15 protein-coding genes are annotated in these 14,204 nt (G+C 74.0%); 12 read left to right on the top strand and 3 right to left on the bottom strand.

Going from position 1 to position 14,204, the window contains the following annotated elements:
• Positions 1-103: 103 nt before the first annotated feature.
• The gene (locus tag C8E97_RS07890; RefSeq protein ID WP_211346943.1) at positions 104-760 is read left to right on the top strand and encodes an HNH endonuclease; all 657 of its coding nucleotides are present in this window, start codon (positions 104-106) and stop codon (positions 758-760) included.
• Position 761: 1 nt separating this feature from the next.
• On the opposite strand, the gene C8E97_RS07895 is transcribed toward C8E97_RS07890, so the two are convergent.
• Positions 762-1,181, bottom strand: a complete 420-nt coding sequence (locus C8E97_RS07895) for a hypothetical protein (protein WP_147455025.1) — start codon at positions 1,179-1,181, stop codon at positions 762-764.
• Positions 1,182-1,860: 679 nt separating this feature from the next.
• Here C8E97_RS07895 and ctaJ point away from each other — a divergent pair.
• Together ctaJ and C8E97_RS07905 are read left to right on the top strand one after the other, a co-directional pair.
• Entirely contained in the window at positions 1,861-2,103 is a 243-nt protein-coding gene (gene ctaJ / locus C8E97_RS07900; RefSeq protein ID WP_121003026.1) for an aa3-type cytochrome oxidase subunit CtaJ, read from the top strand.
• Complete coding sequence (locus C8E97_RS07905) at positions 2,090-2,566, top strand: DUF5130 family protein (RefSeq protein ID WP_121003028.1); 477 nt, start codon at positions 2,090-2,092, stop codon at positions 2,564-2,566. Before ctaJ ends, C8E97_RS07905 begins: the two co-directional genes overlap by 14 nt.
• Positions 2,567-2,764: 198 nt before the next feature.
• Here the strand turns inward: C8E97_RS07905 and pepN are convergent, their stop codons facing one another.
• Positions 2,765-5,326, bottom strand: a complete 2,562-nt coding sequence (gene pepN / locus C8E97_RS07910) for an aminopeptidase N (protein WP_121003030.1) — start codon at positions 5,324-5,326, stop codon at positions 2,765-2,767.
• 220 nt (positions 5,327-5,546) lie between these two features.
• Between pepN and C8E97_RS07915 the strand changes: the two genes are divergently transcribed.
• Positions 5,547-6,161 (top strand): mycothiol-dependent nitroreductase Rv2466c family protein, encoded by a 615-nt coding sequence (locus C8E97_RS07915; protein WP_121003032.1) that lies wholly within the window; start codon positions 5,547-5,549, stop codon positions 6,159-6,161.
• A 66-nt stretch (positions 6,162-6,227) separates the two neighbouring features.
• On the top strand, positions 6,228-7,583 hold the full coding sequence (locus tag C8E97_RS07920) for an aldehyde dehydrogenase family protein (RefSeq protein WP_121003034.1): 1,356 nt from the start codon (positions 6,228-6,230) through the stop codon (positions 7,581-7,583).
• Between the two features lie 460 nt (positions 7,584-8,043).
• On the opposite strand, the gene C8E97_RS07925 is transcribed toward C8E97_RS07920, so the two are convergent.
• The gene (locus tag C8E97_RS07925; protein WP_121003036.1) at positions 8,044-8,757 is read right to left on the bottom strand and encodes a 2-phosphosulfolactate phosphatase; all 714 of its coding nucleotides are present in this window, start codon (positions 8,755-8,757) and stop codon (positions 8,044-8,046) included.
• Between the two features lie 28 nt (positions 8,758-8,785).
• Between C8E97_RS07925 and C8E97_RS07930 the strand changes: the two genes are divergently transcribed.
• The 7 genes from C8E97_RS07930 to C8E97_RS07960 all read left to right on the top strand — a co-directional run bounded on the left by C8E97_RS07930 (position 8,786) and on the right by C8E97_RS07960 (position 14,096).
• Complete coding sequence (locus C8E97_RS07930; RefSeq protein WP_211347207.1) at positions 8,786-9,253, top strand: ribose-5-phosphate isomerase; 468 nt, start codon at positions 8,786-8,788, stop codon at positions 9,251-9,253.
• Positions 9,253-9,972, top strand: a complete 720-nt coding sequence (locus tag C8E97_RS07935; RefSeq protein WP_211346944.1) for a hypothetical protein — start codon at positions 9,253-9,255, stop codon at positions 9,970-9,972. The genes C8E97_RS07930 and C8E97_RS07935 overlap by 1 nt, the downstream gene beginning before the upstream one ends.
• Entirely contained in the window at positions 9,965-10,768 is an 804-nt protein-coding gene (locus tag C8E97_RS07940; protein ID WP_121003040.1) for an Fpg/Nei family DNA glycosylase, read from the top strand. The genes C8E97_RS07935 and C8E97_RS07940 overlap by 8 nt, the downstream gene beginning before the upstream one ends.
• 226 nt (positions 10,769-10,994) lie before the next feature.
• Positions 10,995-11,486, top strand: a complete 492-nt coding sequence (locus C8E97_RS07945; protein WP_121003042.1) for a YbaB/EbfC family nucleoid-associated protein — start codon at positions 10,995-10,997, stop codon at positions 11,484-11,486.
• A 9-nt stretch (positions 11,487-11,495) separates the two neighbouring features.
• The gene (locus C8E97_RS07950) at positions 11,496-11,807 is read left to right on the top strand and encodes a type VII secretion target (protein WP_121003044.1); all 312 of its coding nucleotides are present in this window, start codon (positions 11,496-11,498) and stop codon (positions 11,805-11,807) included.
• Entirely contained in the window at positions 11,804-13,483 is a 1,680-nt protein-coding gene (locus C8E97_RS07955; RefSeq protein WP_121003046.1) for a hypothetical protein, read from the top strand. The genes C8E97_RS07950 and C8E97_RS07955 overlap by 4 nt, the downstream gene beginning before the upstream one ends.
• Positions 13,458-14,096 (top strand): pentapeptide repeat-containing protein, encoded by a 639-nt coding sequence (locus C8E97_RS07960; protein ID WP_121003048.1) that lies wholly within the window; start codon positions 13,458-13,460, stop codon positions 14,094-14,096. Before C8E97_RS07955 ends, C8E97_RS07960 begins: the two co-directional genes overlap by 26 nt.
• Positions 14,097-14,204: the final 108 nt, after the last annotated feature.

Below are 14,204 nucleotides of genomic sequence, written 5' to 3' on the forward strand. Positions count from 1 at the left end.
TTCACCGAAGTTTTGATCTCGGCTGCATGACGCGTCACGTATCACACGTGATTTTTGGGGCCGATGTGTGGTCTGCTATGCCTGAACCGGTGGAGGTGGTCGCGTGCCAGACCGACAACCCACCCCGATCGGCGCCCTGGCGAACGCCGGGCTCGCGCCGGTGGCCCCGTCCGGCCAAAAACAGCTTTCGGTGCACACCGTGGTGGACGGGGAGGGGGCCGGTCCGGCACCCGTGGTGTTGCCCTGGGGGAGACGGAAAGTCCTGCTGCTGAACGCCACCTTCGAGCCGTTGACCGCGCTGCCGCTGCGGCGCGCGGTGGTCCTGGTGGTGTGCGGGAAGGCCGAGGTGGTGCACGGCGACCCGGCGGGCGCCGTGGTGCACTCGTCCACGGCCCAGGTGGTCGTGCCCTCGGTGATCCGGCTGAGCAACTACGTCCGGGTGCCCTACCGCGGCCGGGTGCCGCTGACCCGCGCCGGTCTCATGCACCGGGACCGCTACCGGTGCGCGTACTGCGGCGGGCGCGCCGAGACGATCGACCACGTGGTGCCGCGCTCGCGGGGCGGGCCCCACACGTGGCAGAACTGCGTGGCCTGCTGCGCGCGGTGCAACCACCGCAAGGCGGACAAGCTGCTGTCCGAACTGGGCTGGCGGCTGCGCGTCGTGCCCAACGCGCCGCGCGGTCCGCACTGGCGGCTGCTGGCCGGCGTGACCGAGGCCGACCCGCTGTGGCTGCCCTACCTGGGTGAGCCCGCGGCGTAGGTCAGGCCGCCAAGGCGGTGCGGCGCGCCGGGCCGAGCGCGGTGACCCGCACCGGATCGAGCGCGGTGACCCGCACCGAATCGCGTCCCGCGCCGCGCGCCGAGGCCCGCGCGGTGATGCGGACGGACTCGTCCTCCGCGACCGGCTCACCCGCCGTGACCCCGGCGGGGCCGTGCGCTGTGATCCGGACGCTCTCACCAACGGTGACGCGGACCGGGCCGAGCAGTGCGGTGATGCGAACGGAGTCACGGTCCGTGATGCGGACGGAGTCCGACTCCCTGGCCCGGAAGGCTTCGAGCGCCGTGGCGGGCGTCGGGCCGGAGGGCACCGCGAGACGCCGAACAGACTTACCTGACTCGCCCAATCGGGTGTAAGACGAACGAGTGAGGTCAACGGCCTGGCTGCGGTTCACGGTGTACATGTCGTGTCCTCCGAGACTCAAGGGGCGGGAATTGGTATCCGAAACGGATGCGCAAGACCCGTACAGGTGAAAAGCTAGAAGCCGAGTGGGCGGAGGACAAGACGCCAAACCGGCCGCCATTCGACTCCTTCCGGCGGGAGGCCGGACGGCCGTGCGCACTACGACGGTAGAACCGCTCGGTTACCGCGTTCGGCGACGACGCGCGCCCACCGGTTAACGCGAGGTTCGGTCACGGACCGTGCCCTTCGGAAGCGGCGCGGTGACCAGGTGGACCCGGAAGTGCCTGGGATCGCCCCTCTCGGTGTTCCCGCCAAGTCCTCACCCGATCGGCATTCCACCTGGCGACGGCCGCCTGTGGCCCGCGTTTGCCCGCCACGCGACCCTCCGCGGCGTCCCGACCGCGTGCTCCCGGACCCGCCCTCCGCACGGCCGGCTCCGAACGCGCGCCGTGCGCGTCCCGCCCGAGGGCCTGCTCCGGGACGGGTCGGCCGGGGCGTGCGGGTTTCGGCACTTTGCGGTCTCAATTGGTGGTGGCACGGGCGGCGGTTCCCCGATCGGGGCTCTTCGAACCGCCGGCCGGGACGCCCGCGTCCGCCCGCGCACCGCGTCCTCGTGCGCCCGTGCCCCCGCGCGCACCCTCTCCCGGACGTGAGCAGGGGGATCGGTTACCGTAACCGCCGTGACCATCGTGGAGACCGTGCTCGTCTTCGCGCTGATCCCGCTGGCCATCTACGGCGTGATCACGCTACTGACGCTGAGGCCGAAGGCCACCCGCATCGTGCGGTACCGCCCGGGCCAGGAATGGGACTACGCGCCCGTGTGGTGGAGCGCGAACCCCGGCGGCCTGTCCGCCGACCACCACTCCGGGGCCGAGCCGGCCTCGGGCCCGACTGCCAGGGGAGGTGCCCGTGGCAACTGGTGAGATCTCCCGCGTGGACCCGGCGGAGCTGGAAGTCGGCGCGGTCGTGACCAACAGCGGTCGCGTGTCGGCCGCGAAGATGTACACGCCGCACGCGCCGACCCTGCCGTTCACGCCGGTGCAACTGGCGTCGCTGGACGAGGCGATCACGCTGGCCAGCCGCACCACGGGCCTGGACTTCAGCGTCTACCTCGGCGAACTCGGCTCCGACAGCCGGGCCAGGGCGGAGGAGTTGCACGCCGCCACCCCGCGCCCGTCGCACGCGGTCCTGGTGGCGGTCTCGCCGGGCGAGCGCGTGGTGGAGGTCGTCACCGGCGAGGAGTCGCACCGCCGGCTCGCCGACCGGGGCGCCAAGCTCGCCGTGATGAGCATGGTGGCGTCGTTCAAGGAGGGCGACCTCGCGGGCGGCCTGGTGAGCGGCCTGCGGATGCTCACCGACCAGGCGGGCCACGCGCCGCGCTCCTGACGCACCGACCAACGCGGAGGCCGCGTCCCGACCCGGGGCGCGGCCTCCGTCGTGCCCGACCCCACCTGCGCACCCGACGGCGACGCACGCCCCGCGACGCACGCCCGGCGACGCACGCCCGACGACTCCGACCGCCGCGACGCGGACACGGCGGAGGCCGCACCCCCGAGGGGATGCGGCCTCCGCCACCGGCCCGGCTCAGGACCGGTCGAACTCCTGCGCCGCCAGCGCCCGCACGATGCCGGCCCGACCCTCGGACACGAGCCGCCGCAGCGCGGGCGGGCGCTCCTCCGCCAGCCACTCGTCGGCGGCCGCCACGGTCTCCGGCGTGATCGACCACGACGGGAACAGGCCGACCACCATCGACTGGGCGCGCTCGCTCGACCGGCGGTCCCACACGCCGGCCACGTCCTCGAAGTACCGCGTCACGAACGGCTGGAGCAGCGCCTTCTGGCCGGGGTGCTGGATGCCCGCGACGACGGCCTCGCTGACCGCGTTCGGCAGCTCGTCGTCGTTCACCGCCCGGTCCCACGCCTCGTCCTTGGCCTCCGCGGTGGGCCGCAGCGCGCGGGCCGACTCGGCCCGCCGACGACCGGTCGCGGTGGGGTCGCGCCGCTCCTCCGCCTCGATCTCCGCCTGCCCGGCCTCGCCGTGCGCCACGAGGGCGTGCAGCAGCCGCCACCGCAGGTCGGTGTCCACGTCCAGGCCCGGCAGCGCGTCGGTGCCCTCGTACCAGCCGCGCACCACGGCCAGCGTCGTCGCGTCCAGCACGGAACCCGCCAGCGCGTTCACGAACGCCAGCTGGTGGTCCGAACCCGGCTCGGCGGCCCGCGCCAGCTCCAGGGTCTTCGTGGCGAACCGCCGCCAGCCCTCGTCCCGCCACGACGCGTCCGCGTAGGACGACAGCGCCGTCTGCGCCTGGAGCAGCAGCCGCTGCACGACGCCGACCTCGGTCTCCGCGTGCAGGCCGCCGAGCACCAGGTTGACGAAGTCGCGGGCCTTCAGCTCGGCCTCGCGGGTCATCTCCCACGCCGCCGACCAGCACAGCGTGCGGGGCAGCGGCTCGGCGATGTCGGCGATGTGGTCGATCAGCGACGCCAGCGACTCGCTGTCCAGCCGCATCGTGCAGTAGGTCAGGTCGTCGTCGTTGACCAGCACGAGCTTCCCGCGCGGCACGCCGACCAGCTCCGGGACCTCGGTGCGCTCGCCGGACACGTCCAGCTCGACGCGGTGGGTGCGCACGAGCTTCCCGGACTCGTCGGAGTCGTACACGCCGATCGCCAGCCGGTGCGTGCGCAGCTCGCCCGCGCCCGGCCGCGCGCCGCCCTGGAGCACCGCGAACTCGGTGAACCGCCCGGCCGCGTCCACCGCGTACCTGGGCCGCAGGAGGTTCAGGCCGGTGGTCTCCAGCCACTGGGCGCTCCACCACGACAGGTCGCGGCCGGACGCCTCCTCCAGCGCGCCGAGCAGGTCGGCCAGGGTCGCGTTGCCCCAGGCGTGCTTGGCGAAGTACACCCGCAGGCCGGCCAGGAAGTTCTCCAGCCCCACGTACGCCACGAGCTGCTTGAGCACGGACGCGCCCTTGGCGTAGGTGATGCCGTCGAAGTTCACCTCCACGGCCTGGAGGTCCGGGATGTCGGAGGCCACCGGGTGCGTCGAGGGCAGCTGGTCCTGCCGGTACGCCCAGGACTTCTCGATCTTCGCGAACGTCGTCCACGCCTGCCGGTACTCGGTCGCCTCGGCCTGCGCCAGCACCGACGCCCAGGTGGCGAACGACTCGTTCAGCCACAGGTCGTCCCACCAGCGCATGGTCACCAGGTCGCCGAACCACATGTGCGCCATCTCGTGCAGCACGGTCTCGGCGCGCCGCTCGTACAGGTACCGGGTGACGCGGCTGCGGAAGACGTAGTCCTCCAGGAACGTCACGCAGCCCGCGTTCTCCATCGCGCCCGCGTTGAACTCCGGCACGAAGCACTGGTCGTACTTGCCGAACGGGTACGGCACGCCGAACGCCTGGTGGAAGAACCCGAAACCCTGCTTGGTCTCGGTGAACAGCCGCTCGTGGTCCATGTGCTCGGCCAGCGACGCGCGGCAGTAGATGCCCAGCGGGATCGTCGTCGCGCCGTCGGTGAACTCGTCGCGCCACTCGGCGTACGGGCCCGCCACGAGCGCCACCAGGTAGGTGGACATCGGCTTGGTGGTGGCGAACACGTGCTTGTCCGCGCCGCCGACGCCCTCCACAGTGGAGTCGATCGCGGCGTTGGAGACGACCTTCCAGTCCCGCGGCGCGGTCACCGTGAGGTCGTAGACCGACTTGAGGTCGGGCTGGTCGAAGCAGGCGAACATGCGCTTGGCGTCGGCCGTCTCGAACTGGGAGTACAGGTAGACGCCGCCGTCGACCGGGTCCACGAACCGGTGCAGGCCCTCGCCGGTGTTCATGTACCGGCAGTCGGCCTCGACGGTCAGCTCGTTGGTCTCGGCGAGGTCGGGCAGCGCGAGCCCGTCCTCCTCGCGGTAGCCGGACACGTCCAGCTCGACGCCGTTGAGGACGGCGCGGTGCACGGTGGCGGCCACGATGTCGACCCACGAGGACGCGCCCGGCTTCCGACTGCGGAAGGCGACCGTCGTCGTGGAGCGGAACGTGTCCGCGCCGGGCTTGCCACCGCCGTCGGTCAGGTCCAGCTCGATCCGGTAGGAGTCGACTTCCAGCAGCGCAGCCCGCTGCTGCGCCTGGTCGCGGGTGAGGTTGGGTGCCGCCACTGGTCACCTCGTCTGCCGGCGTCGCCTGGGCTGGGCGCCGACCTCGTCGGAACGGGGGAAGGTGTCGTGTCGGTGAACACGACAGTCGCATCCAATCACGTGAGGCGGGGTTGGGTGGACTCCGTCCGAGGGAAGAGTCCGCGCGTCCCCGTGGTTGGCAACTGACGTGAGCCGCAGCGGCGGCCCGCTACTGACCGCCTGAGCACGAGGAGAACCCGCCATGTCGACAGCAGGCGCCACGAAGGTCGACTTCTACTTCGACCCGGCCTGCCCGTTCGCCTGGATCACCTCCCGCTGGATCCTGGAGGTGGAGCAGCACCGCGACCTCGACCTCGCGTTCCGGGTGATGAGCCTGTCGGTGCTGAACGAGGGCCGTGACCTGGATGCCCGCTACCGCGAGTTCCTGGACAACGCGTGGGGCCCCGTGCGCGTCGCGATCGCCGCCGCCCGGCACCACGGCGACGAGGTCCTGCGCGACCTCTACACGGCGATGGGCACCCGCATCCACAACGAGGGCAACAACGACTACGACGAGGTCGTCAAGCTCGCGCTGGAGGAGGTCGGGCTGCCCGCCGAGCTGGCCGCCGCCGCGCACTCCACCGAGTACGACGAGGAGCTGCGGGCGAGCCACCACCGCGGCATGGACCCGGTCGGCGAGGACGTCGGCACGCCCACCATCCACATCGACGGCGTGGCGTTCTTCGGGCCGGTGCTGTCGAAGATCCCGCGCGGCGAGGACGCCGTGAAGGTGTTCGACGGCGCGGTGGCGCTGGCGAGCTTCCCGCAGTTCTTCGAGCTGAAGCGCACCCGGACCGGCGGCCTGGACTTCTCGTGACCCGGCGGATGTGACACCCTGGGGCGCGATCAGGCCCAGGGTGTCACATCACGCGGGAGTCAGCGCATGATCGAGGTCGTCAACCCGACCACCGAAGAGGTCATCGGCACGGTCCGCGCGGGCACGGTCGGGGAGGTCGACGCGGCGGTCGGCCGGGCCGTCGCCGCGTTCCCCGCCTGGGCCGCGACCCCGGTCGAGGACCGCGTGGACGCCGTGCGGCGGATCGCCGACGGCCTCGCCGCGCGGGCGGACGAGCTGGCCGCGACGATGGTCGCGGAGATGGGCACCACCAGCGCCTTCGCCACGAAGGTCCAGGTGCCGAACCCGATCGCGATCGCCCGCGCCGTCGCCGACGTGGTGGCGGGCGGCTACTTCGACGGCGAGCGCGTCGGCCACTCGCTGGTCCTGCGCGAGCCGGTGGGCGTGGTCGCCGCGATCACGCCGTGGAACTTCCCGCTCCAGCAGATGGTCGCCAAGGTCGTGCCCGCGCTCGTGGCGGGCGACACCGTGGTGCTCAAGCCCAGCGAACTCGCGCCGCTCACGGCCGACCTGCTGGCCGAGGTGGTGACCGCCGCCGGTGTGCCGCACGGCGTGTTCGGGCTCGTGCACGGCACCGGGCCGGTGGTCGGCGAGGCGCTCGCGGCGCACCCGATGGTGGACATGGTGTCGTTCACCGGTTCGACCCGCGCCGGCCGGCGCGTCGCGGCGCTGGCCGCCGAGACCGTCAAGCGGGTGGCGCTGGAACTCGGCGGCAAGTCCGCCAACGTCGTGCTCGACGACGCCGACCTCGGCCGCGCGGTGAAGATCGGCGTCGCCAACGCGTTCATGAACAACGGCCAGGCGTGCAGCGCGTGGACCCGGCTGCTGGTGCCCGCCGACCGGCACGACGAGGCCGTGGAGCTGGCCGCCGCGGCGGCGGCGAAGCACGTGCCCGGCGACCCGGCCCTGCCCACGACCCGCCTGGGCCCGGCCGTGTCCGCCGCACAGCGGGACCGGGTCGTCGGCTACATCCGGCAGGGCGTCGCGGAGGGCGCGCGGCTCGCGCACGGCGGGCCGGACGCGCCGACGGACCGCGGCTTCCACGTCGCGCCGACCGTGTTCGGCGGCGTCACCGCCGACATGACCATCGCGCGGGAGGAGATCTTCGGCCCGGTGCTGTCCGTGCTGCCCTACTCCGACGAGGACGACGCCGTGCGCATCGCGAACGCCACCGTCTACGGGTTGGGCGGCGCGGTGTTCTCCGCCGACGAGGAGCGCGCGCTCGCCGTGGCCAAGCGGATGCGCACCGGGCAGGTGGACATCAACGGGGCGGCGTTCAACACCAGCGCGCCGTTCGGGGGCTACCGGCAGTCGGGCAACGGGCGCGAGTTCGGCCGGTTCGGGCTGGACGAGTTCACCGAGGTCAAGTCCATCCAACGGTGACGGCCACCCGACCGGGGTCGCCCTTTCCCGGCTACCTCGGCCTTTGCGCCGGCGACCGTGTGCGCCGAGACATCGCCGCACCGCCGGCCGTGTGCACCGCTACCCATGTGCACCGCTACCCATGTGCACCGCTGACCGTGTGCACCGCTGACCGTGTGCACCGCTGACCGTGTGCACCGCGGGCCGTGCACACCGCCTGAGCCGCGTCCCGTGCGGCCTCGCACAACTCTCAGCCGGCAAGCCCGAAACCGTCGTGGTCGGGTGCTTGGATGCACGCAGGGGTTCCCAATTCGGGGGGACGCCTGCGTGCGCTCGCCCTCGCCACCCGCCAGTGCGCACCGCCTTCGTGCGCGCCGTCAGCCGGTCCACACGGCTAGCGCGATGTGGCGTTGGCTCGCTGGCATCGCCTGCGGTGCACACGACCGCCGTGCACACGGTCAGCGGAATGGCGCATGCGGGCTCACGCCCGCAGCACGCCGTCCACCAGGCGGGGAACGGCGGTGCTCACGTCGACCCGCGCCGCCAGCGCCACGTCCGCGCCGTGCCCGCCCGCGATCAGCTCCCGCCCCGACACGCACCCCGCCAGCACGTCCTCCACCGACGACCGCGCGAACACCTCCGCCGCCAGCGACGCCTCCACCGACGCCGTCCCGTACCCGAGCAGCGCCGCCAGCACCGCGCCCGCGCCGAGCAGGTCCTCCACCGCCGGCCGCAGCGGACCCCGTTGCTCGCCGACCGGCCCGTCCAGGCGCGTGCCCCACCGCTCACCGGCCGCGACCACGCCGATCGGGCCTCCCCGCGCCAGCTCGCGCGCGGCCGCGGCGACCGACCGCGCGTTGCGCAGGCACCCGGCCAGCACCAGCGACCCGCTGTCCGCCGCCAGGTCGCACAGCGTCGCCCCGTTGGGTGACGGCAGCTCCAACTCGGTGCCGGCGGGCAGCTCCACCAGCGACGACGGCCGCAGCGACCACGACGGGTCGGCGGGTCGCGCCGCGTGCCCCCGGTCGGCCCACCGCACCGGCCGCACCGACGCGCCGCGCCCGACCGCGACGTCGACCGCCGTGCTGAACGACAGCACGTCCACGATCACCAGCACCGCGCAGAGACCGCCGAGCGCGGTCACCCCCTCGTCGCCCCACTCGAACCGCAGGCGGCATCCCTCTTGTCCGAACACGCGCGACAGGATGGCAGACTCCCACGACGTGCGCGTCTACCTGGCATCCGACCACGCGGGGTTCGAGCTGAAGGCTCACCTCGTCGAACACCTGACCCGAGCCGGCCACGAGGTGGTGGACATCGGCCCCGCCGCGTACGACGCGGAGGACGACTACCCGCCGTTCTGCATCGAGGCCGCCCGCCGCGTGGTGGCCGACGAGGGCAGCCTGGGCGTCGTGATCGGCGGCTCGGGCAACGGCGAGCAGATCGCGGCGAACAAGGTGCCCGGCGCCCGCGCCGCCCTCGCCTACAGCGTCGAGACCGCCCGGCTGGCCCGCGAGCACAACGACGCGCAGCTGATCGGCGTCGGCGCGCGGATGCACACCGCCGAGGAGGCGACGGCGATCGTCGAGGCGTTCCTGGCGACCCCGTTCTCCGACCAGCCCCGGCACGCCCGTCGGATCGCGCTGCTGACCGACTACGAGCGGACCGGAGAGGCGCCGGCGCTGCCCTGATGATCCGGGAGCTGCTGTTCGAGGACCTCGACGGCGCGTTCCGGGCCGACCCGGAGACCGTCATCGACGCCGCCGCGGCGGACCACCGGTACCTGGACCGCGCGCCCGCGCTGCACGCCCTGCTGGCCGACGCCGCGACCGGGCGCTACCACCGCTTCCTGGCGGTGCAGGCGCTCGCGTCGTGGGGTCACGCGCCGGTGTACCCGGTGGTGGCGGCGACCGCCGAGGCGGGCCGCCGGTCGCCGTGGCTCGGGATGCTCACCGACGGGGCCGGCCGGGACCGGACGTTCCCGGAGCTGGCGGTCGCGGTGGCCGAGGGCAGGCGGTTCACCGCGGGCAGCGGTGCCGAGGACGCGCGGATCGCGGCGCTGGCGGCGCTGATCGGCCTGGGCGACGAGCTGTTCTTCGACTGGCAGCTGGCGTACGCGGCGGACGAGCCCGCGGTGGCCGGCGCGCTCGCGGCGGTGGTCGAGCGGGGCGCGGAGCGGACCGACGAACCGGACTTCGACCGCGTGCGGCAGCTCGCCGGCCTGTGCGCCGTGCTCGCCCGGCACGACCGCCCGCGCGCGGTGGAACTCGCGGAACGCCTGCTGCGCGCGGACTCCCGGCTGACCGTGCGCACGCACCTGGCCTCGGTGGTGCCGTTCCGCGCCACGGCGGCGTCGTTCCCGACCGTGCCGGTCCCGCTCCTCGCGCCGGCGGTGGTGTTCCGTGCCTGAAGGACACACCCTGCACCGGCTCGCGAAGCTGCACCGCGAACGCTACGCGGGCCAGGCCGTCCGGGTCTCCAGCCCGCAGGGCCGGTTCGCCGCGTCCGCTGTGGACGGACGCGTGTTCGAGCGGGCCGAGGCGCACGGCAAGCACCTGTTCCACGTCTACGGCCCGGACGCCACCGTGCACGTCCACCTGGGCCTCTACGGGACGTTCACCGAGCACGAGCACCCGGTCGCCGAGCCCGTCGGCCAGGTCCGGATGCGGCTGGTCGGCGCGACGCACTGGACGGACCTGCGCGGGCCGACCCGGTGCGAGGTGCTGACCGACGCCGAGGTGGCCGCGCTGCACGCCCGCCTCGGCCCGGACCCGTTGCGCGCCGACGCCGAACCCCGGCTCGCCCACGAGCGGATCGCCCGGTCCCGCCAGCCGATCGCCGTGCTGCTGCTGGACCAGCGGGTCATCGCGGGCGTCGGGAACGTCTACCGGGCCGAGGTCCTGTTCCGCCACGGCGTCCACCCGCTGACGCCGGGCCACCGCGTCGACCGGGCGCTGTGGGACGCGCTGTGGGCGGACCTGGTGGTGCTGATGCGCGCCGGCGTGGCGGTCGGCCGGATCGACACCGTCCGCCCCGAGCACCTGCCCGAGGCGACCGGCCGCGCGCCGCGCCAGGACCGGCACGGCGGCGAGGTCTACGTGTACCGGCGCGCCGGCCTGCCGTGCCTGGTGTGCGGCACGCCGGTCGCGATGGCGGAACTGGCCGGCCGCAACCTGTTCTGGTGCCCGACCTGCCAACCGGCCTGATCCGGGCGCCACACCACCCCGACCGCCGTCCGCACGACGCCGAAGCCGCCCGCCCGATCCGGGGTGCCGGGGATGACGGCCCCCCGATCCGGGGAACCGCGGCCACCCGATCCGGCGGTCCTCACGCCCCGATCCGGGAACCGCCGCGCCCCGCACCCGTCCGAGCCGGCACGGCTAACGGACCGCACCGGGCGGACGATCAGCCGGCAGGAGAAGGGGGCGTGGGATGACCGATCCCGTGTTCGGCGGCGACGAGATCCGCACGGAGCAGGAGATCGCCCGGTGGGCGGCGGGCGTGGCGGCCAAGGCCGAGAAGTACCAGGCGGTGAGCAGGCAGGTCGCGGACGTGACCGTCGACGAGGCGTCCGGGGACGGGCTGGTCCGCCTGTCGGTCACCGCGTCCGGCGCGCTGGCGAGCCTGGAGATCTCCGACAAGTCCCGCGAGGTGTCCGGCGCGGCGCTGGCCGCGACGATCATGGCGACCATGCGCCGCGCCCAGTCCAGGCTCGCCGGGCGCGTGTCCGAGATCGTCGCCGCGGTGGGCGTGGACGAGCCGGGAACCGCCGAGGCGCTGGTGTCGTCCTACCGGCGGCGCTTCCCCGAGCCCGCGCCCGACGCGCCGCCGTGGGCGGACCAGGTGCGGCCGTCGGCACCGCCGCCCGCCCGGCGGCCCGTCCAGGACGACGACGACTGGGACGGCCCCGCCGTCACCGAGTAGGGGGTATGCGTGAACCAGGGTTACCAGGTCCTCGTGGAGGAGTTACGCGGGCACGCCGACCGCCTCCGCGGTGTCGAGGACCAACTCCACCAGGCGCTGGACGCCGCCCGGCAGGTCGGCCTGTCCGGCCAGGCGTACGGCAGGACCTGCGCCATGCTCCCGCCGATGATGGCGTTCGTCGCCAACGCGGGCGTGCGGTCGCTGTCCGAGGTCGCCGAGTCCGTGGCCGAGACGATCACCACCGTCAAGCGGACCGCCGCCGAGTACGAGTCGGTCGAGCAGGGCAACGCGCGGGCGTTCCGCGACGGGAGCGCCGGATGACCAACCCCCTCGTCGCCGAGCGGCAGGACTCGACGCAGGCCCACACCGGGATCGGCGCGATCGAGGCCGCGGTCGACCTCCGGCAGGCGTTCTCCGGCGGCTCCTGGGTCGACCAGGGCCTGGCGCTCGCGGGCGGCGGCCTGGAGTCGCTGTCCTTCGTCCTGGACCCGTTCGGGACGCTGATCTCCTACGCCGTGTCGTGGCTCATCGAGCACATCGGCCCGCTGCGCCGCGCGCTGGACTGGCTGGCCGGCGACGCCGACCAGGTCGCCGCCTACGCGCGGACCTGGCAGAACGTCTCGCAGGCCGTCACGCGGGCGGGGGAGAGCCTGGTCGCCGAGGTCAACCAGGGCACGGCGGGCTGGACCGGCGCGTCCGCCGACGCCTACCGCGCGGCCGTGACCAGCCAGTCCCGGCACATCACCGCCGCCGCGACCTGCGCGGGCAACGTCGGCCTCGTCGTGGAGGTCTCGGGCGTCCTGGTCGGCACGGTGCGCGGCCTGGTGCGCGAGCTGATCGCCGAGTGCGTGGCCACGCTCGTGGCGCGCATCCCGCAGTGGCTGGCCGAGGAGGCCGTCACGCTGGGGTTCGCCACGCCGCACGTGGTCGCGGCGGCGGTGTCGATCATCGCCAAGTGGGTCGCGAGGATCGCCGAGAAGATCACCCTGCTGCTGCGGTCCATCGCCCGCCTGCGCCCGCTGCTGTCCCGGCTGGACGAGGTCTGGGAGCTGATCAAGCGCGGCCTGAAGGCGCTGCGCGGGGCGGACGGCCCCGGCGGCGCGCCGAAGACGCCCGACCCGGTGAAGAAGCCGGGCAACCCCGACGTGACGCCCCGGGGCGGCGGGACCGGGAACGGCGACCCCGGCCCGCGCGGCGGTGAACCACCGGTGTCCCGCCCACCGGAGACGCCGGGCACCACCGCGTCCGGCGGCGTCACGGACACCCCGACCAGGCCGCAGGGCGGAGGCACCACCACCACGTCCGGCACCACCGGCGGCACCGTCGACGCCCCGGCCAGGTCGCACGGCGACTCCGGCTCGGGCACGGGTTCGCCACCGCCGGCGGACGGCAGCGGCGGCGGCTCGAACAAGCCGCCCGGCGACCGCAACCCGCCGCCGACGCCCGGCGAACCGGACCCGCACCCGCTCAACCGGCGTCCCACCGACCCCGCCCAGCCCCACCCCGAGCTGACCGCCGCCGAGCGGGCCGCGCTGGACGGGCACCTCAGGGAGCTGGAGGCGAAGAACGCCGAGCGGTTCGCGGAGACCTCCCGCGACCCCGACCACAACGGCAAGGCCCGCCCCGGCTCGAAGGACGAGGCACGGGTCGCGTTCGACCTGGAGGAGCGCGGCTACGGCCCGTTCGAGCGGCCGAAGGACGCGAACGGGAACCTGCTGCCCGGCAAGGGCGACTGGGTCGACGCCAAGGGGCAGCACTGGGACATGAAGGGCGTCCACTCGGACTGGCCGCCCGAGGTGCCCGACCACGTGAAGGCGGGCAAGACCTACGAGCACGCGTACACCGAGCAGTGGTTCCGCGACACCGTCCAGGGGCAGTTCGACAAGGGGCGTAACGTCATCGTGGACACCCGGAACGCGAGCGCCGCCGACATCGCCAACCTGAAGAGCGTCGTGGACAAGGAGGGTTGGGGTGCCCGAATCATCTTCTACCCGTGAGCCGTGGCGGCCCCTCGCCTGGCCGGCCGCGCCCGAGGCGGCGGAGGTGCTCCGCGCGTGGCTGGCCGACCCGGACCAGCCGCTCTACGCGCTCGACCAGGACCTGCGCGGCGCCGACCTGTCCGGCGGCCCGTTCGTGGAGTCCTGGTTCACCCGCGCCGACCTGTCCGACGCGACCCTGCGCGGCACGGAGTTCTGGGCGGCGCACTGCGAGGGCGCCCGGTTCGCGCGGGCGAACCTCGTGGACGCCGACCTCGTGAAGGCGGACGTGCGCGAGGCGGACTTCGCACGGGCGCGGCTCATCGGCGCGAACCTCACCGGGGCCACCGCCCACGACGCCGTCTTCACGGAGGCGGACCTGCGCCGGGCCGACCTGACCGACGCGACGTTCCTGCGCGCGGACCTCACCCGCGCCGACCTGTCCGGCACCGCGGTGGCGACGACGTCGTTCCGCGACGCGGTCCTCGTGGGCGCGACGGTGACGGGCATGGCCGGCAGCGTCCTGGGTCCGGTGGAGGTCGGGCCGGGGCGGAAGCTGGACGGTCCGGAGCTGGAGCGGTGGTTCGGCGAGCGCGGCGCGGCGGTCTCCGTGCTGCGCACCCAGTCGGTCTGACCCACGCGGTCGTCCGGGACCGAACCGGAACCCCGTCGACGCGCGAACCGGGCCGGTGCTCTCGCCAAGCACCGGCCCGGTTCGCGTCCGCGCCTGAGCCGATGACGT

It is taken from the genome of Saccharothrix australiensis (assembly GCF_003634935.1).
GTDB lineage: Bacteria > Actinomycetota > Actinomycetes > Mycobacteriales > Pseudonocardiaceae > Actinosynnema > Actinosynnema australiense.